This is a genomic window from Oceanicaulis sp. (genome assembly GCF_051859625.1).
GTDB lineage: Bacteria > Pseudomonadota > Alphaproteobacteria > Caulobacterales > Maricaulaceae > Oceanicaulis.
In genome coordinates this window covers 374,242-391,877 of the sequence record NZ_JBHYFH010000001.1, presented here as the reverse complement: position 1 = coordinate 391,877, position 17,636 = coordinate 374,242, and the positions used below count along the sequence as shown (strand labels likewise).

Annotated in this window: 15 protein-coding genes and 1 other RNA gene; 11 read left to right on the top strand and 5 right to left on the bottom strand. The window is 63.9% G+C overall.

Going from position 1 to position 17,636, the window contains the following annotated elements:
- Positions 1-2 precede the first annotated feature (2 nt).
- The 5 genes from ACTIGF_RS01950 to ACTIGF_RS01930 all read right to left on the bottom strand — a co-directional run bounded on the left by ACTIGF_RS01950 (position 3) and on the right by ACTIGF_RS01930 (position 6,992).
- Positions 3-1,163, bottom strand: coding sequence for a methyl-accepting chemotaxis protein (locus ACTIGF_RS01950; RefSeq protein WP_439636638.1), 1,161 nt, complete (start codon positions 1,161-1,163; stop codon positions 3-5).
- Positions 1,164-1,571: 408 nt separating this feature from the next.
- Positions 1,572-1,928, bottom strand: a transfer-messenger RNA (tmRNA) gene (gene ssrA, locus ACTIGF_RS01945).
- Between the two features lie 24 nt (positions 1,929-1,952).
- Positions 1,953-2,330, bottom strand: coding sequence for a VOC family protein (locus ACTIGF_RS01940; RefSeq protein ID WP_439635261.1), 378 nt, complete (start codon positions 2,328-2,330; stop codon positions 1,953-1,955).
- 129 nt (positions 2,331-2,459) lie between these two features.
- Positions 2,460-4,484, bottom strand: coding sequence for a S8 family peptidase (locus tag ACTIGF_RS01935; RefSeq protein ID WP_439635260.1), 2,025 nt, complete (start codon positions 4,482-4,484; stop codon positions 2,460-2,462).
- Positions 4,485-4,736: 252 nt separating this feature from the next.
- Complete coding sequence (locus ACTIGF_RS01930; RefSeq protein ID WP_439635259.1) at positions 4,737-6,992, bottom strand: heavy metal translocating P-type ATPase; 2,256 nt, start codon at positions 6,990-6,992, stop codon at positions 4,737-4,739.
- Positions 6,993-7,181: 189 nt separating this feature from the next.
- On the opposite strand from ACTIGF_RS01930, the gene ACTIGF_RS01925 reads away from it, so the two are divergent.
- The 11 genes from ACTIGF_RS01925 (at position 7,182) to ACTIGF_RS01875 (ending at position 17,627) form a co-directional block, all read left to right on the top strand.
- The gene (locus ACTIGF_RS01925; RefSeq protein WP_439636637.1) at positions 7,182-7,994 is read left to right on the top strand and encodes a thymidylate synthase; all 813 of its coding nucleotides are present in this window, start codon (positions 7,182-7,184) and stop codon (positions 7,992-7,994) included.
- A 3-nt stretch (positions 7,995-7,997) separates the two neighbouring features.
- Positions 7,998-8,519, top strand: coding sequence for a dihydrofolate reductase (locus tag ACTIGF_RS01920; RefSeq protein ID WP_439635258.1), 522 nt, complete (start codon positions 7,998-8,000; stop codon positions 8,517-8,519).
- Positions 8,520-8,621: 102 nt separating this feature from the next.
- On the top strand, positions 8,622-9,788 hold the full coding sequence (gene hflK, locus ACTIGF_RS01915; RefSeq protein WP_439635257.1) for an FtsH protease activity modulator HflK: 1,167 nt from the start codon (positions 8,622-8,624) through the stop codon (positions 9,786-9,788).
- Positions 9,789-9,791: 3 nt separating this feature from the next.
- The gene (gene hflC, locus ACTIGF_RS01910; RefSeq protein ID WP_439635256.1) at positions 9,792-10,673 is read left to right on the top strand and encodes a protease modulator HflC; all 882 of its coding nucleotides are present in this window, start codon (positions 9,792-9,794) and stop codon (positions 10,671-10,673) included.
- Positions 10,674-10,832: 159 nt separating this feature from the next.
- Positions 10,833-12,239 carry a Do family serine endopeptidase gene (locus tag ACTIGF_RS01905; RefSeq protein WP_439635255.1) on the top strand — a complete coding sequence of 469 codons (1,407 nt, stop codon included), beginning with the start codon at positions 10,833-10,835 and terminating at the stop codon, positions 12,237-12,239.
- Positions 12,240-12,248: 9 nt separating this feature from the next.
- Positions 12,249-13,193 (top strand): tRNA (adenosine(37)-N6)-dimethylallyltransferase MiaA, encoded by a 945-nt coding sequence (miaA, locus tag ACTIGF_RS01900; RefSeq protein ID WP_439635254.1) that lies wholly within the window; start codon positions 12,249-12,251, stop codon positions 13,191-13,193.
- A complete protein-coding gene (gene ilvC / locus ACTIGF_RS01895; RefSeq protein WP_439635253.1) occupies positions 13,193-14,182 on the top strand; it encodes a ketol-acid reductoisomerase in 990 nt (329 codons plus the stop codon). The genes miaA and ilvC overlap by 1 nt, the downstream gene beginning before the upstream one ends.
- Before the next feature lie 124 nt (positions 14,183-14,306).
- Complete coding sequence (locus ACTIGF_RS01890) at positions 14,307-15,098, top strand: TVP38/TMEM64 family protein (RefSeq protein WP_439635252.1); 792 nt, start codon at positions 14,307-14,309, stop codon at positions 15,096-15,098.
- 56 nt (positions 15,099-15,154) lie between these two features.
- On the top strand, positions 15,155-16,195 hold the full coding sequence (locus tag ACTIGF_RS01885) for a rod shape-determining protein (protein ID WP_009801441.1): 1,041 nt from the start codon (positions 15,155-15,157) through the stop codon (positions 16,193-16,195).
- Positions 16,196-16,272: 77 nt separating this feature from the next.
- A complete protein-coding gene (gene mreC / locus ACTIGF_RS01880; RefSeq protein ID WP_439635251.1) occupies positions 16,273-17,118 on the top strand; it encodes a rod shape-determining protein MreC in 846 nt (281 codons plus the stop codon).
- Positions 17,118-17,627: a hypothetical protein gene (locus ACTIGF_RS01875; protein WP_439635250.1), complete on the top strand. Its 510-nt coding sequence runs from the start codon at positions 17,118-17,120 to the stop codon at positions 17,625-17,627. Before mreC ends, ACTIGF_RS01875 begins: the two co-directional genes overlap by 1 nt.
- The last annotated feature ends 9 nt before the right edge of the window (positions 17,628-17,636 follow it).

The following is a 17,636-nucleotide window of genomic DNA, read 5'->3' as shown; positions in this document are numbered from 1 at the left end:
CGTTAGGCGTCTGACGCGATCCGATAAGCCAGTCTGAGGCCGCCCCAGTGTCGGCCTTTTATGAAAATCGGCGCGCTGAGATCCTTCATCATCACGAAACGCCCAGCCCCCATATCCCTGCGATAGGTCTGCAACAGCACAGCTTTTGTATTCTGACCGGCGCGCAATCCCACACGGTCGTCAAAGATCCGGCGATTGCGGCAATGGGCGGCGTTCCAGTCGGGGTCTGCGCTCTGGGGCTGGGAGAATTTCAGATTATGGGTCGGCAGATAGCCGTTCCGGTCGACAGCCGCGCAAAATACGATGTCGGGGTGCTCGCTGGCGACGCGCTCCTGTATGGGCGGCAGCAAGCTGTCCGTCAAAGCCGTGAAGCGGGTCATGAATTGTTGCGGGACTGTTCCTGCGATCGGCGTGTAGACCTCGTCAAACAGGTCCTCCAATTGGGTTTGACCACTGGAGAGCGCGTGCTCGAACGCCGCCACGATTTCATCCCGGGCGGCCTGCACCATGGTCATGAATTCGCCGTCACGCGTCTTCGCGCCCTCAAGCGCCGCCTGCACGACCATGGCGTCGGCTTCATCCACGGTCAGGCTGATCTGGGTCGCGGACTGGTCGAGCTGGTGGGAGGACGCGCTGACCACGCCGCTCAGATTTTGCACCTGTCCGGTCAGATGCTCTGTGCGCTGCTGGATTTCCCCGGCGTCGCGTGCGGCTTCAAGGCTTGAGGCCGACATGCCTGTGATGGCGTCGGACATGCCCTGAACCAGCGTGCTCAGGCGCCCGGTGGACTGGCTGACCTCTTCCCCCGCGCTCGCTGCGGTTCGGCCCAGATCAACCAGCGCGTCGCTCTCGCCGCGAATTTCGCTGAGCAGGCCCTGAATGGTCACCGTGGCGGTGGCGGTTTCGCCAGCCAGCGTTTTCACTTCATCGGCGACAATGGCGAAGCCGCGTCCCGCTTCGCCGGCCCGCGCCGCCTCGATGGTGGCGTTGAGGGCCAGAAGATTGGTCTGGCTGGCGATGCGTTCAATCGTGTCGGACATGACGCCGACCCGGTTCAAGGCGTCCAGAAGCACGCCGACCTGGGTTTGAATGGTGTCGACGGTGTGGATCAGGGTGGTGATGTCCTGCCCGGTCTGCTGAAGCGCCGTGTCTGCGTCCGTCATGGCCGAAGCGGCGCTGCGTGAATACTCTTCGGTCTGTTGGGTCACGGTCAGGATCGACCGGCTTTGTTCCAGGGTGGCGCGCGCGTCTTCGTCCAGTTCAGCGAAGGACTGTTTCAGGCTCAGAATGGATCGGGAGGTTTCATCGATCAGGCCTGAGACGTCCGCCATGGACACGCCGAATCTGGAGAGCGCTTCAGAACCGGAGGAGGCTGGCGGATCCAAAGCGATCTGGGGCTCGGTGGCGGCGGCGGGATCAGGCCCTGTAGACATGCCGGTTCCAGTCCAGAACGAATCTAGGTGCACAGCATCAGCTTTGGAATATTAATAAAACCTTCCTGCTGGGCGACCAGGCTCGAAACGCTCCCCTTCTTTCGTCGGAGGCGGAGGGCGGGCAAGCGGAGCAGGGAAAGTGGAGGCTTCTGTTGCCAGGCGCCTCCGAACCCCGCCTAACCTTGCTAGAGATTAGGACTTAAGTGCGAGATACCCGCGCTGCTATGCAGCGAGAGCGACCTCTTCAGCATAGTTGTCGTTGGCAACTACTATATATGGGCTGGTAACGAAGCCCATTCGGGCGAAAGCCACGTCTTTAGCCATCCGTCGATCCTATTCGGCCCCATGCTCGCCGCCCAACGTGCGGAGGAAGATTGGTGGAGCCGCCGGGATTCGCACCCGGGTCCGGTCTAGTTATTACACGCGCGTTTATCGCCATAGTCCGCCGGAGCGAACAATTAGAATATAGGCGACGCACGCGCCCCGTTAAAGGGGCGGGCGCATCGCCTAAGGCTGTAATCAGCCCATCTTCATGACGAAGGCGTTGAGCTTGTTGCCGTCCAGATCGCGGAAATAGGCGGCGTAAAACCCTTCGCCGCGGGGACCCGGCTCACCCTCGCAGGTTCCGCCCATTTCAATCGCGGCGTCATAGATCGCCTTCACATGGTCTTCGTCACGGGCGGCCAGCGCCACCATGACGCCATTGCCTACGGTGGCCGGTTCGCCATTGAACGGCTTGGTCAGCCCGATCCCGGCGCCGCCGTCAGGCTTGCCCCAGGCGATGAAATTGCCCGGATCCTCCATCATGCGCGGCGTGTCGAGCAGCTCCGCGATGCGGTCATAAAACACCGCCGCCTTCTCAAGATCATTCGTTCCGACAGTCACATAACCAATCATAGTGTGTTCCCTGTTTGTTCGTGATGGAAATTTGCTCCTTTTCTTCCTTCCGGGCAAGTGAAAATGCGGGGTTCGGGCAAAAAAAGAGCCGCCGGGGATGCCGGCGGCTCCAGTCAGGCTCGTGTCGCCTTATTGGCTGATCGAGAGGGCGATATTGCCGCTGGCGGCGTTATAGCCGTCCACCGCGATGTGATAGGTCACACCGGGTGTGGGGAAGAAACGCACCCGGCTTTGCAGCGTGCTTCCGGCGTCGTCATTCGTCCTGACCGTGGACAGGGCGTTCACCGACGAGCCGGTATAAACCCCGAGCAGGGTGTCGTAATTGGAGCCGAAGGTGGTGACGGTCACCCGGCTCGACGAGGTCGCCGTCCAGCTCCACCAAACCGAGGCGCCGCCAGATTGGGCGTGATTGGGTTCACCGGCTTCCTTGTCCGCTCCGATATTGGACCCCGTGGCGGAGGTCGACGCGCCAGACAGGGTGATCCGGTCTGCGAAGTCGTTGTTGGCGGGACCGGTTGAGCCGCCGCCGCCCGCAAGCTGGGCGTAGGCCGCATCAATCTGGATGCGCGGATAGGTCTGCCCGTTCCGGGAGTCAAAGATGGACACGCCCGTGCTTTCAAGCGCGGTTTCGATATCGGTGACGCTGGCGCTGGGGAAGGCTTCGCGCAACAGGGCGAAGGCGCCGGCCACGTGAGGCGTTGCCATGGATGTGCCTGACGAGCCCGAGAACCAGTGACAGAACCCGTCTGGTCCCGGCGCTGTCGGCGTGCCGGCGGCGATGCAGTTCTGGCCCGGAGCAGGCTCTTCAGACTGCCAGGCGGCGGTGATGGCGCTGCCCGGCGCCATGAGGTCCACAAGGCTGGAGGCGTTTGAGTAGCTGGCGACGGCGTCCGTTTTTGTGGTGGCGCCGACCGTAATGGCGCTGGAGATGCACGCTGGCGTGCTCACCGAGTTTGTGAAGCCGTTATTGCCGCTGGCGATGACCGTTGCGATCCCGGCGCTGCGCAGATTGTTGATCACCGTGGTGCGTGGATCGGAGCTGTCGCAGGCGGAGAAATTCTGACCGCCGCCCAGGCTCATATTGATCGAGGCGAGGTTCAGGCTTGCGCGGTTGAGATAGAGCCAGTCGAGCGCGGCGATCTGGTCGGAGGTCCAGGACTGGATGCAGGGCTGGGTCGCGCCCGCGCCGCATTGGCTGGCGGGGAAGCGTGCGAACACGTTCACGGCGATGATGTTGGCGCCGCGCGCCACGCCCGAGATCGGACCCGAACCGAGGCTGGTGGTGCGGCCTGCGGCGGTTGAGGCCACATGGGTGCCGTGGAAACAGCCATTGGTGCCGTTGGTGGGATCAAGCACAGCTTCAACGCAGGAATCGCCGGCGCCGGCGCTGCTCAGGCTTGTCACCTGCGAGACGCCGCCGGGGCAGTTGCTGGTCGAGACGCCAGATACGATCTGGTTGAAACAGGCCGAGGCGGTGATGGCCGATCCGGTCATCGGGTGTTCGTTCTCGACGCCGGAATCCAGTATGGCGACGGAATACCCTGAACCCTCAATGGACTGGGCCCAGACGTCATCTGCGCCGACAATCACGGTGCTGTCTTGCAAGAGCAGGGGGTCAGGCCGGTCCTGATAAATGGCCATCACACCGTCTGTGGCGCGCAAAAGACTGATTTCACGGGCGTTCGCCAGCATGGTGAAGCCCGGCGTCGCCACATAGGCGCGCGTCAGGACAGGGCGGTTCGCCGTTTCGGCTTCACCCGTGCCGCCGCGCTGGGCGATGGTCGCGTCTGCTGCCTCGGCGCGCAGGACGCCATTGCCCCCGAACGCGTCCAGAAGCACTCGCTCGCGCAGGGCGCGGATGGCGGTCAGTTCTGGGGATTCTCCGGCGCGTGGCTCGGTGAAGCCGCGGACGTCCCGGTCCTTGGCGGGACGCATCATGACGATGATCGGAATACGGGCTCCGGTCACCAGGGCCTGTTCAGACTCTGGTGAGACCGGGCCTGTCAGGCCGTGACGCAGGCTTGAAACATCGACGTCTCCGAGCTGGGCGTTCAGGCGAGCCTCGTTAGCGTCACGAGGGAGAACATCCTGCGCATAACTCATAGGTTGAAGCGCGGCGAGGATGAATGCTGCTGATAAGGCGGACTTAAGCATAAGGGCCTCCAAGGGGTTAGGGCGCCATTTGGATACCGTCACGTAAAAATTGAGGGGGTGACGGGGCGGCGGCGCATGCCCGAAGAGTGACGTATTACGGTATTAAAAAACAACCCAAAATCGCTAAATTCCCTCAAAAATTGAAAAACACGTGCAGATTCAATCAACAGCGGAGCGTGCAAGGAGCGCCGCTCGGAGCAGATCACACCGGCGAGGGAAGGGCTGCGCTGGATGTCAGGTGAGAGGGCCGCCTCAGCCCTTGAAGCCGCGCAGCCTGAGGGCGTTGCTCAAAACGCAGACGCTGGAGGCGGCCATGGCGGCGGCGGCGAAAATGGGCGACAGCGACCAGCCGAAGACGGGTGTGAACACCCCCGCCGCCACCGGGATCAGCAGCGCATTATAGCCGAACGCCCAGACCAGGTTCTGTTTGATGTTGTTCAGGGTCGCCCGGCTGAGGCCGAGGGCGGCGGCCACTTTGGCGGGATCGTCGCGCATCAAGACGACGTCCGCGCTTTCCACGGCGATATCGGACCCTGAGCCCATGGCGACGCCCACATCAGCCTCGGCGAGGGCGGCGGCGTCGTTGACGCCGTCGCCGATGAACGCCACCGGGCCATACGCTTTACGCAAGGACGCGACAGCCTGGTATTTTTCATCGGGCGGCGTTTCGGCGCGGATATCGTCAATGCCGAGCGCGTGTCCGACCGCATGCGCCGGCGCATCGCCATCGCCGGTGATCATCGCGATCTTGACGCCCTGGCGGCGCAAGGCGTCCAGAGCGGCGAAGGCGCCGGGCCGGATCGGGTCGGAGACTCCGAAGACGGCTTGAACCTGGGTGTCCCGCGCGAGGATGATCAATGTGACGCCGGACTCATCGAGCGCCTTGATGGCGAGCGCGAGCGGATCAAGGTCCACGCCGAGACGTGTCATATAGCGTTTGGAGCCAAGCGCGACGCTTTGATCGTCCAGAACAGCTGTGACGCCGAACCCGGATTCGGCGCGCCAGTCCTCCAGTCCGGGCAGGGAGAGTGCGCGATCTTCGGCGGCTTTGAGAACGGCGCGGGCGATCGGGTGTTCGCTGTTGTGCTCAAGCGCCGCGGCGAGGGCGAGGGCGTCATCTTCTCTCACATCGCCGCTTGTATGGATCGCGGTCAGGGTCGGACGGCCTTCGGTCAGGGTGCCGGTCTTGTCAAAGGCGGCGACGCGAATGCCCGAAAGGCCTTGCAGCGCTTCGCCTTGCCGGAACAAGACGCCCAGCTCGGCGCCGCGGCCTGCGCCGACCATGATCGAGGTGGGCGTCGCCAATCCCATGGCGCAGGGGCAGGCGATGATCAGAACGGCGACCGCTTTCACCAGCGCCTCGCTCAGTCCGGCTTCGGGCGCCAGCGTCAGCCAGGCGAGGAAGGTGACAGCCGAGATGGCGATGACGGCGGGGACGAAATAACCCGTCACCCGGTCGACCAGGGACTGGATCGGCAGCTTGGCGCCCTGGGCGTGCTCAACCATGGCGATGATCTGGCTCAGCACCGTGTCCGCGCCCGTGCGCTCGGTGCGGATCGTCAGCGCGCCATTGGTGTTCATCGAGCCGCCGACGACGGCGTCACCCTTGGCCTTGAGCACGGGAACCGGCTCGCCGGTCAGCATGGATTCATCCACATAGGACTGGCCGTCCGCCACCACGCCGTCCACCGGCAGGCGTTCGCCGGGCCGCACATGAACCTGATCGCCGGGGGTGATCGCGTCCAGCGCCAGCTCGACGACCTCACCGTCACGCTCCACCCGCGCGGTTTGCGGGCGCAGGCCGATCAGCTTGCGGATGGCGGCGCTGGTGCGGCCCTTGGCGCGCGCTTCCATATACCGGCCCGCCAGGATCAGCGTGGTGATCATCGCGGCGGCCTCAAAATAGATATGGCGCGCATCAACCGGGAACAGGTCCGGCGCGACGAGCACCAGCGTGGAATAGGCCCAGGCCGCGCCGGCGCCGAGCGCCACAAGCGCATTCATTTCAGGCGCCAGCCGGACCAAGGCCTTGCCGCCCAGCGTGAAGAAGCGGCGGCCGGGAAAGGCGAGCACCAGGGTCGTCAGCACGAACTGGATCGACCAGCTCAGCGTCTGACCCAGCGTGTTCATGATGAAATGGTGGAAGCCCGGGATCATGTGCCCGCCCATTTCCAGCACGAAGACCGGCAGCGTCAGCAAGGCCGCCAGGATCAGCTGGCGTTTGAGATCAGCTCGCTCGCGCGCTTTGTTCGCTTCATCGCGGGCGGCGCGATCCGGGGCCGGATCATAGCGTTCCGCCTCAAAGCCGACGCTCTCGACTGCGGCGATCAGCGCGGCTTCATCAAGGTCTTCGCCCGCCACTTGAGCGCGGGAGGTGGCGAAGTTCACATGCGCTTGCCGCACGCCCTCGCTTTTGGAGAGCGCGGTCTCCACCTTGCGTACGCAGCCTGCACAGGTCAGGCCGGAGAGAGACAGGGTGAGTGAGGAGGACGGGGCGCTCTGGGTCATGGCGTTGAGATCGGCCTTGAGCGTCTCAGATGCAAGTGTCTGGAGATGCGAAACAGATGCGGTTTATCCGCGCAAGACCGGATCATGGATGCGCCGTCGGCCTTTCCCGAATCGGCAGCCGGGTTACACTCCGCCGTGTTATTTGGATCTCAGGAGGCCGCCATGGCGCTTGCCGAAACTCCGACGCCGATGATCGGCTCCCCCATCGAGCGCGCCTATCTCGATCTGCTGCACGAGATCATGGAGACCGGCGAGGATCAGACCGACCGCACCGGCACCGGCACGCGCGGCGTGTTCGGTCGCCAGATCCGCTGTGATCTGCGTGACGGCTTCCCGCTGTTGACCACCAAGAAAGTCCATTTCAAATCCATCGCGGTGGAGCTGTTGTGGTTCATCAAGGGCATCACCAATGTCAAATGGCTGCAAGAACGCGGCGTCAGCATCTGGGATGAATGGGCGGACGAGAACGGCGAGCTTGGCCCTGTCTACGGCAAGCAATGGCGCCGCTGGGAAGGGCCGAACGGCGAGGAGATCGACCAGCTTGCCGCCCTGATCGACCAGATCAAGACAAGCCCTGACAGCCGCCGTCATGTGATCAGCGCCTGGAACCCCGCCGACGTGCCGTCCATGGCGCTGCCGCCCTGTCATACGCTGTTCCAGTTCAAGGTGCTGGGCGGACGCTTGCACCTGCAGCTCTATCAGCGCAGCGCGGACATGTTCCTCGGGGTGCCGTTCAACATCGCCAGCTATGCGCTGCTGCTGGCCATGGTCGCGCAAGCCACCGGCTATGAGCCGGGCGAGTACGTGCACACCTTTGGCGACGCGCACATTTATTCCAACCATTTCGACCAGGTGCGCGAACAGCTGTCGCGCACCCCGCGCGCCTTGCCGTCGCTGACGCTCAACCCGGACGTGACCGATCTGTTCGCGTTCGAGTACGAAGACATCACGATCGAGGGCTATGATCCCCATGCGCGCATTTCCGCGCCGGTGGCGGTGTAAGTGATGACCCACACCAAGCTCGCCATTGTCGTCGCGGTCGCCAGAAACGGCGTCATCGGGCGCGCGGGTGATCTGCCCTGGCGCATCCCCTCTGATCTCAAACGGTTCAAGCAGGTGACCTTGGGCAAGCCGGTGGTTATGGGGCGCAAGACCTGGGATAGCTTGCCGCGCAAGCCTTTGCCGGGGCGGGCGAATTTCGTGATCAGCCGGTCGATGACGGCTGCGGCGGGCGCCTATGTGTTCGCCGATGTCGACGCGTGCCTCGAGGAAGCGCGCGCCGCGGCTGTGGATGCGGGAACCGATGAGGTCTGCCTGATCGGCGGGGCGCAGCTTTACGCCGACCTGCTGCCGCGCGTGGACCGCATCTATCTCACTGAGGTGGATCTGGAGCCTGAGGGCGACGCGCATTTTCCAAAGCTTGATGAAGCGGACTGGCGTGAAATCAGCGCTGAACGCGTCCAGGCGTCCGACACAGACGATGCGGGCTTCACCCTGAGGGTGCTCGATCGCAAGCTGGCGGTTTAGCGCAGCACCCTGATACCGGTTTTACTTGAACCGGAGCGTGTGACCGGCCACATACTCGTATACCAAAGAAACGCAAAAACCACTTAACCAGCGGGGAGATCTATGCCCTGGAACGACAATGCAGGCGGCGGCGGCCCATGGGGCTCCGGCGGCGGCGGTCAGAATAACAATAACAACAACCCCTGGGGCCGCGGCCCCAACGGGCCGGGCCGTGGCCCGTCCGGCGGGGGTCAGGAGCCTGACCTTGAGGAATTGGTGCGCCGGTTCCAGCAATGGCTCGGCGGCAAGGGGCCGCGCGGCGGTGGCCGCGGCGGCTCTGGCAAAGGCGGTTCAGGCGGCGGCCTGGTCGGCGTTGTGGCGGGTCTGATCGCCATCGGCGTCATCACGGCGGCCTCCGTCTATCAGGTGGGACCGGGTGAAGCGGGCGTGGTGCAGCGCTTTGGCGAATACGTGCGCACGACCGGCGCCGGTCTTCGCATCAAGCTGCCCTATCCGATCGAGACGGTTGAAACCGTCAACGTCACCGAGATCCGGTCCGTCACGATCGGCTCGACGCCGCAAGAAGCGCTGATGGTCACCCGCGATGAAAACATCGTGGACCTGTCCTTCACCGTTCAGTGGCAAGTCGATCCGACCCGCGTGCGGGACTTCGTCTTCAACGTCCGTGATCAGGCCTCCATGGTTCGCGCGGTGGCGGAAAGCGCCATGCGTGAAGTCGTGGGCACGTCCGACCTGCAGCCGATCATCGGCACGGGCCGGGGCGAGGTGGCTCAGCGCGCTGAAGAGATCATCCAGGAAACGCTGAACCTTTATGAATCCGGCATTCAGCTCGTGGGTCTGCAATTGCAGGAATCCGCGCCGCCGGAAGAGGTGATCGCGGCCTTCCAGGACGTGATCAGCGCAGACCAGGATGCTGAAGCCAACGCGCTGCAAGCGACGGCTTACGCCAACCAGATTGTTCCTGAAGCGCGCGGTGACGCCGTCCGTCTTCTGGAAGAATCGCGCGGCTATCGCGATCAGGTGGTCGCTGAGGCCCAAGGTCAGGCGGATCGCTTCAACTCGATCTACGCAGAATACGTCCAGGCTCCGGACGTGACGCGTGAGCGGATGTATATCGAGACGCTGGAACAGGTTCTGGGCCGGTCCGATCTGATCATTCTGGATCAGGACGGCGCCGCGAACGGGGCGGTTCCGTATCTGCCGCTCGACCAGTTGGGCCGCAACCGAGGCGACGTCAATCGCGCCGCAGGTTCTGGGCAGGGAGGTTAAGTCATGAGATTTCTCACAATCGCCCTCGTGGTCATTCTGGGCGGTCTGCTGATCGCCGCGGCGACCGCGACCTTCACCGTCAGTGAAACACGCTCCGCCCTGGTGCTGCGTTTCGGTGATCCGGTTCGCGTCATCAACGATATCGGCGATGACGAAGCCGGGCTGCACTTCAAGCTGCCCTGGGAAGAGGTCTTGCTGTTTGACCGCCGCAATGTCGAATTCGACATGCGTCCGCAACAGCTGCAGGCCGGCGACCAGGAACGTCTCGAAGTGGACGCCTTCCTGCGCTACCGGATCGTCAATCCGCTGCGCTATTATCAGACCTTGCGCAATGAGAATGGCGCTGAGGCCCGTCTGGGCTCGATCATGGAAGACGCGCTGCGCGCCGTGGTCGGCTCGATCCCGTCCCAGGACGTCATCTCAGGCCAGCGCGCCGAGCTGATGGACCGGGTGGAGCGTTCGGTGGACGCCGCCGTGACACGCGCCGATCTGGGCCTTGAGGTGATCGATGTGCGCATCCTGCGCGCCGATCTTCCCAACGAGGTTGAGGAGCGGGTGTTCCTTCGCATGCGCTCTGAGCGTCAGCAGGAAGCGGCTCGCATCCGCGCTGAAGGTGAAGAACGCGCGCGTGAAATCCGGGCGTCTGCGGATCGTGAAGCGACGGTTATTCTCGCGAATGCGCGCGCCGACGCTGACCGTATTCGTGGTGAAGGCGACGCCCAGCGGAACGCCATCTATGCGGCGGCGTATGGTCAGGACGCGGAGTTCTTCCGCTTTTATCGGTCCATGATCGCCTATGAGACGGCGCTGCGTGAAGGCACCCCCATCGTGATGGGGCCGGACAGCGCCTTCTTTGACTATTTCGGATCCCAGGACGGCCGTTAACCGGTATTCTGAGATCAGAAACAGGAGCGGCCGGGCGCAAAACGCCCGGCCGTTTCACTTTTTAGCCCCCAAACACAGGTCAGCGCTTGGCGGGGCCGGGGCGGCGCCGTTAAGACTCTTGGCCTGATTGAAAGACCAAACAGACAACGGGGAATGCCGATGCGCGTGCTTGGCGCTGTGATCTTTGCTCTGGCCCTTATGGCGGCTTGCGCCGTACAGGCCGCAGCCCAGCCCAATGAGGGCTTCGCCGATCTCAATGACCGGCTGAGCCCCGCCGTGGTCAATATCGCCACCGCCCAGCGGGTTGGCGATGAGGACGGCTCCCCCCTGTTTGCGCCGGGCACCCCGCTGGAACGCTATAATGATCTGTCGGGCAATCGCTTGCGCATGCAGCGCTCGCTGGGTTCGGGCTTCATCATCGACGCGGACGGCGTGGTGATCACCAACCACCACGTCATCGACGGCGCGGACGAGGTGGAGGTCGTTTTGCAAAACGGCCGCATTCTCTCTGCGACGATTGTCGGCAGTGACCCGGCGACCGACATTGCGGTGCTGCGCGTGCAATCTGAAACACCCTTGCCCGTCGTGGCCTTCGGCGACAGCGAAGCGGCGCGTGTGGGCGAATGGGTGGTCGCCATCGGCAACCCGTTCGGCCTGGGCGGCTCGTTGACCGCTGGCGTGATCAGCGCACGCGGCCGCGAGATCGGCGGTCGCTATGACGATTACCTGCAGACCGATGTGGCGATCAACCGGGGCAATTCCGGCGGGCCCTTGTTCAACATGGACGGCGATGTCATCGGCGTGAACACGGCGATCTTCTCACCCACCGGCACATCGGTCGGCATTTCCTTTTCCGTGCCGAGCGCGATCGCCGAGCCGGTGATCAACCAGCTGATCGAATATGGCGAAACCCGCCGCGGCTGGATCGGCGTCAACGTGCTGGAAGTCACCCGCGACATGGCTGAGGCGATGGGGCTGAACACCCCGCGCGGCGCCGTGCTGACCCGCATCGATCCTGACGGCCCCGCCGCGAACAGCGGGCTTCAGACCGGCGATGTGATCCTGGCGTTCAATGGCCGCCCCGTGGCGGACGACCGGGTGCTGCCGCGCATCGTGGCGGAAACCGCACCTGGCTCTCGCGTGGATGTGGAAGTGTTTCGCCGCGGCGAATCCATGACCCTGGCGCTGGAAGTGGAACGCCTTGAGGAAGAGGCGCAGCCCACCCCGCCCGTCGGTGCGGAGCTTGATGAAGACGGCGATGGTCGAGGCGACGCCATCAATGGCGATCTGTTCGGCATGACGCTTGAGCCCATCACCGACGCGCTGCGTCGACGCTACCGCATCAATGCGGACGCCAGCGGGCTGGTGGTGACGGCGGTGGATCCTGATAGCGATGCGGCTGGCAAGGTCCGTCCCGGCGATGTGGTGGAAGAGATCGCCTGGACCCCGGTGGAGAGCCTGGATCAGGCCCGTGACCTGATCGCCCGGGCCGGCGCCGACGGCGCGCCCATACTGTTCAGTCTGAACCGGCAGGGTCAGTACGTGCTTGAAACCTTGCGCAGCTAGAGCGCGTTGATGGCCGCCACGCCCGACATCCTGCTGCTGGCCGGCCCGACCGCGTCTGGAAAAAGCGCGCTCTCGCTCCACGCCGCACGGGCGCTGGATGGCGAAGTGATCAACGCGGATTCCATGCAGGTTTATGACGGGCTGGGCGTGATCACCGCGCGCCCCGAGCCCCATGAGATGGCGGGGGTGCCGCATCATCTGTTCGGCGTGATTGATCCGTCTGAACGGTGCTCGGTCGGAGCATGGGCGAAGCTTGCGATCCAAGCTGTTCGCGACATCACCGGTCGCGGCAAACGTGCGGTCTTCGTCGGCGGGACGGGGCTGTATTTCAAGGCGTTGATGGACGGCCTCGCGCCGACGCCGGAGGTTTCCCAAGCGATCAGCGATGAGGTTGCGGCGCTCTATGAGCGCGGCGGGCTGGAGGCTTTGCGCGCCGAAGCGGACGTGCTGGACCCGGTCGGCGCAGCGCGCATCGAAGCGGGGGACCGGCAACGCCTGATGCGCCTGATCGCGGTGGCGCGCGCCGCCGGGCGTCCGCTGTCAGAGATCCAGGCCGAGACACGCCCGCTGATTGATCCAAAGCGATGTCTGGGCGTGGTGATCGCGCCGGATCGTGAGGCGCTTTACGCCCGGATCGAGGCGCGCTTTGACCAGATGGTGGCTCATGGCGCGCTGGAAGAAGCCCGCGCCATCGCCGAGCGTCGCCTGTCGCCAGACCTGCCCGCCATGAAGGCCGTCGGCCTGCCGCCATTGATCGCCCATGTTCAGGGACGGATGGAGCTTGATGAGGCCATTGATCTGGCCAAGCGCGACACCCGCCGGTACGCCAAGCGCCAGTTCACCTGGTTTTCCAACCAGCACCCTGACTGGAAGCGCGTCCAATCCCTTGATCCAGTCACCGCTCGCGCGGAACTGGACGACATTCTTCTCAAACCCTTTTTCGGAGCCGCGTGATGGCTGAACCGTTATATCAGGCTGATCTCGATCTGAGCGCGCTGCAGAGCGAGACCCTCGCCATTATCGGCTATGGCAATCATGGCCGGTCCCATGCGCTCAATCTGCGCGATATGGGCGCGCGCTCCATCCTGATCGCCTTGCGTGAAGGCTCGCCCTCACGCGCCAAGGCGGAAGCGGATGGGTTTGAAGTGGTGTCGATGGCGGAGGCCGCGCGGCGCGCGGACATGCTGTCGCTGCTGGCGGCGGACGAGGCGCATGGCGAGATCTGGCGCGAGCATATCGCGCCCCATTACCGTCCCTGCCTGACCTTGCTGCTGTGTCACGGGTTTTCCATTGAATACAAGGTGATCGAGCCTCCCGCCGATATTGATGTGGTGCTGGCCGCGGCCAAGGGGCCGGGCGGCGCGGTGCGCTCGAGCTTTGAAAAGGGCGGCTCCCTGATCGGGTTCTGGGCGGTGCACCAGGATTATACCGGTCAGGCGGAGGCACGGGCGAAAGCGTATCTGGGCGGACTGGGGTGTGGTCGGGCCGGGGTGTATTCCACGACTTTCGGCGAGGAGGCGCTGGCCGATATTCTGGGCGAGCAGGCGGTGCTGGTGGGCGGCATGTGCGCCCTGGCGCGCGAGGGGTATGAACAGCTTGTCGCCGCCGGGATCAGCCCGGTCATGGCCTATATCGACACCGTCCATGAGCTCAAATACATCGCCGATCTGATCCAGAGCCGCGGCATCGCCGGCATGTATGAAGCCATTTCCGACACCGCCGAGTTTGGCGCCCATGAAGTGGAAGGCCCGATCCGCGACGCGGTGCGCCCGGTGTTTGAAGCCATCGTCAAGGACGTCACCGCGGGCGGTTTCGCCAAGCGCTGGGTGGCGGACTATGAACAGGACAGGGCCCGGCTGAAAGCCATGAGGGCCAAAGCCGCGGAGCATGAGCTGGAAGACACCGGGCGACTGATCCGCCGCGCGTCAGCCTTTGGAGACTGAAGCGCTTAACCGAATTGATTGCGCCAACCGATTGCCAGCGGTGTAAAAAAGCGTATGCGTACCGCCGCTCTGCGCTGGATGGCGTTTGTCCAGTCGCGTCGACACTGTTCCGGATATGACCGCCATGAACCCGCTTGTTCGCTTTTTCACCCGCATGGACGCCCGCGCCGCCCGCGCGGTCTATATTTCACTGGGCTTGTTCGCGCTGGTTCTGGCGATTTTCCTGATCGGCAAGTTCGTCCTGGACATCGAGCCGGGCCAGATCGGGACCTGGTTTGAGAGCGCGGCGGACCAATGGTACGCGCTGCCGGCGACCATCGTGATTTTCACCGTGTTGGCTTTTGTGGGCGCGCCGCAATTTGCGCTGATCGGGGCGGCGGTGTTCGCCTTTGGTCCGGTGCAGGGGTTCTTGTATTCGTGGGTGGCGACGATCTGTTCGGCGACCGTGACGTTTTACGCTGGCCGTCTGGCGGGGGCGGACGCCGTGCGCCGCTATGGCGGGCAGACGGTCAACCGGATTTCGGAGTTTGTCGGGCGGAACGGGTTTTTCGCCTCCATGATCGTGCGAATCGTTCCGAGCGCGCCCTTCATCGTGGTCAATATGGCGGCTGGTGTTTCGCACATGAGTTATTTTGCCTTCATCGGCGGATTGGCCATCGGCGTGCTGCCCAAAACCGCTTTGGTGGTGTTCGCTGGCGGCGGTTTGATGGCGCTGTTGTCGGGCGGCGGATGGCTCGCAATCCTTGCCCTCATAGGGATTGTGGCGGTTTGGATCGTGTTCATGCTGCTCGCGCGCCGCTGGCTGCGCGGGCCTGAAACAGAGTTAAAAAATCCCGTGGAAGACTCAGAGAACACTGAGGCTGAGGCGGGCGAGCGGCTTGCAATCAGTGACGCACCATCGCACAAGGAGTCATGATACTTGCCCCAGCGCGGCGACTCGCCTGCTGCGCCTGACAGATAAAGAGGCAGAGAATGTTCTCCAGCGTGTTCGGTCTCCTTTCCGCGGATATCGCCATCGATTTGGGGACGGCGAACACATTGGTCTACGTCAAAGGCCGCGGCGTCGTTCTGAATGAGCCCTCTGTCGTCGCCTATAAGGTGGACAAGGGTCGTAAGCATGTGCAGGCCGTCGGCGCCGAAGCCAAGCTGATGCTGGGCAAGACACCGGGCAATGTGGAAGCCATCCGACCCATGCGTGACGGCGTGATCGCCGATTTCGACGTGGCCGAAGAGATGATCAAGCACTTCATTCGCAAGGTGCACAATCGCCAGACCTTCGTCAGCCCGCAGGTGGTGATCTGCGTGCCGTCCGGCGCGACCGCCGTGGAGCGCCGCGCCATTCATGAAAGCGCCGTCGGCGCCGGCGCGCGCAAGGTCTATCTGATTGACGAGCCCATGGCGGCGGCGGTGGGCGCAGGCCTGCCGATCGACGAGCCGACCGGCTCCATGATCGTGGACATTGGCGGCGGCACCACCGAAGTGGCTGTGATGTCTCTGTCAGGCATCGTCTATTCGCGCTCGGTCCGTGTGGGCGGCGACAAGATGGACGAAGCCATCATCAATTATATTCGCCGTTCGGCGAATCTTCTGATCGGCGAAACCTCGGGCGAGCGGATCAAGAAGGAAATCGGTTCGGCCACCCCGCCGCAAAAAGGCGAAGGCCTGACGCTGGACATCAAGGGCCGTGACCTGATGAACGGCGTGCCGCGTGAGATCGTCGTGACCGAAGCCATGATCGCCGATGCGCTTTCCGAGCCGGTCGAGCAGATTGTGGAAGCGGTCAAGCAGGCGCTGGAAGCGACCCCGCCGGAACTGGCGGCGGACATCGTGGACAAGGGCATCGTGCTCACCGGCGGCGGCGCCTTGCTGCGCAATCTCGACACCGAGCTGCGTGACCGCACCGGCCTGCCGGTCAGCCTGGCCGACGAACCGCTGTCTTGCGTGGTTCTGGGCTGCGGCAAGGCGGTGGAGAATCTGCGCCTGTGGCGTCCGATTCTGGCGGAAGCGGTTTAAGCGTGTAAGCGAGCCTGCGAGGGAGGCTATCCAGCGTGGCTCAACGGCGGAGTTCCAGACGAAGACAGGACGAGGGAGTGCGGTTTTCGCCTCTCTTGTTCATCATTTGCATTCTGGTCAGCTGTTTCCTGATTTATATCGACCGGCCTGAGAGTCGGCCGCAAGCCTTGACGGGCATGCGGGCTGGCTTCAATGATCTGGCGACGCCGGTGCTCGATCTCAGCGTTCGTCCCTTCCGCGGACTCGCCAATATCGGCCCGTGGTGGAAGCGCCAGTTCGAGCTCGCCGATGAAAACCGCAATCTGCGCATACAGGCCGCCGAGATGCGGGCCTGGCGCGACGCCGCCCTGTCCTTGCAAGAACGCAACGCCCGCTACCGCGAAGCGCTGAACCTGCAGGCGGACGCCGCCGAGGCGCGCATCAGCGCCTGGACGGTGGCGGACCGGTCCAACGCCTTTGTCCGCTCGCGCCTGATCGACGCCGGTCATGAAGACGGGGTGCGCCCCGGCTATCCGGCGGTGAATGTTTACGGTCTTGTCGGACGGACGGTGGAAGTGGGGCGCAGCTCCACCCGGATCCTGCTGCTGACCGACATCAACTCACGCGTAGCCGTGATGGCGGATCGGTCCAACGCCCGCGCCTTGCTGGTGGGCGACAACACGGAATACCCCCGCCTTGAATATCTGGGCGCAGAGCCGGATTTGCGCGAAGGCGACCGCATCGTCACCTCCGGTGATGACAATGTCATGCCGCGCGGCGTGCCGGTGGGGCAGGCGGTGCGAGACCGAGACGGGCGCTGGCGCGTGGCGTTGTTCAGCCGGACCGCGCCGATCGACCTGATCTGGATCTGGCCGTTCGAGCCGGTTCAGGCGCCTGAGGCGGACCCGGTCATTGAGCTCTCCACGCCAGAGGAGGCGAACTGATGCGCCCATCGGTCGAACGCAATAACGCCACCACCGATCTGGTGCTGTTCATCGTCACAATGCTGGTTGCGCTGATCCTGCACGCTCTGCCCAGCCGGCTGGGCGGCGGACCGGATCTTGCGCCCGCCTTTCCTTTGATCGCGCTGTTTATCTGGTCGGTGCGTCAGCCCTGGTTTATCGCCCCGCCTGTTCTACTTCTGGTCGGCGTCTTGCAGGATTTGCTGGCGGGCGCCCCCATGGGCGTCTGGGCGTTTGCGTTTCTGGTCGCCTTCAGCGTCATGCGGTTGCGCGAAGCGGACGGCGCCGGCGGCGAGATCGGGCCTCTGGCCTTGCGGTTCACGCTGACGGCGGCAGTGGCCTTCGGTGCGGCCTGGGGGGCTGGATCATTCGCTATTGGCGCCCCGGTGGCGCCAGGACCGTTGATTACTGAAGCGATCCTGACCATCCTTCTGTTTCCGATCTTCGCCTGGTTGTTCGCCCGGCGAAAGGAACGCAGCACCTTCTCCTAAGGCAGCCAA

What these genes read in the sequence shown, in the direction of transcription:
- ACTIGF_RS01950 (WP_439636638.1), bottom strand. Translation starts at nt 1,163, where the DNA reads ATGACGGACGCAGACACGGCGCTTCAGCAGACCGGGCAGGACATCACC.
- ACTIGF_RS01940 (WP_439635261.1), bottom strand. Translation starts at nt 2,330, where the DNA reads ATGATTGGTTATGTGACTGTCGGAACGAATGATCTTGAGAAGGCGGCG.
- ACTIGF_RS01935 (WP_439635260.1), bottom strand. Translation starts at nt 4,484, where the DNA reads ATGCTTAAGTCCGCCTTATCAGCAGCATTCATCCTCGCCGCGCTTCAA.
- ACTIGF_RS01930 (WP_439635259.1), bottom strand. Translation starts at nt 6,992, where the DNA reads ATGACCCAGAGCGCCCCGTCCTCCTCACTCACCCTGTCTCTCTCCGGC.
- ACTIGF_RS01925 (WP_439636637.1), top strand. Translation starts at nt 7,182, where the DNA reads ATGATCGGCTCCCCCATCGAGCGCGCCTATCTCGATCTGCTGCACGAG.
- ACTIGF_RS01920 (WP_439635258.1), top strand. Translation starts at nt 7,998, where the DNA reads ATGACCCACACCAAGCTCGCCATTGTCGTCGCGGTCGCCAGAAACGGC.
- hflK (WP_439635257.1), top strand. Translation starts at nt 8,622, where the DNA reads ATGCCCTGGAACGACAATGCAGGCGGCGGCGGCCCATGGGGCTCCGGC.
- hflC (WP_439635256.1), top strand. Translation starts at nt 9,792, where the DNA reads ATGAGATTTCTCACAATCGCCCTCGTGGTCATTCTGGGCGGTCTGCTG.
- ACTIGF_RS01905 (WP_439635255.1), top strand. Translation starts at nt 10,833, where the DNA reads ATGCGCGTGCTTGGCGCTGTGATCTTTGCTCTGGCCCTTATGGCGGCT.
- miaA (WP_439635254.1), top strand. Translation starts at nt 12,249, where the DNA reads ATGGCCGCCACGCCCGACATCCTGCTGCTGGCCGGCCCGACCGCGTCT.
- ilvC (WP_439635253.1), top strand. Translation starts at nt 13,193, where the DNA reads ATGGCTGAACCGTTATATCAGGCTGATCTCGATCTGAGCGCGCTGCAG.
- ACTIGF_RS01890 (WP_439635252.1), top strand. Translation starts at nt 14,307, where the DNA reads ATGAACCCGCTTGTTCGCTTTTTCACCCGCATGGACGCCCGCGCCGCC.
- ACTIGF_RS01885 (WP_009801441.1), top strand. Translation starts at nt 15,155, where the DNA reads ATGTTCTCCAGCGTGTTCGGTCTCCTTTCCGCGGATATCGCCATCGAT.
- ACTIGF_RS01875 (WP_439635250.1), top strand. Translation starts at nt 17,118, where the DNA reads ATGCGCCCATCGGTCGAACGCAATAACGCCACCACCGATCTGGTGCTG.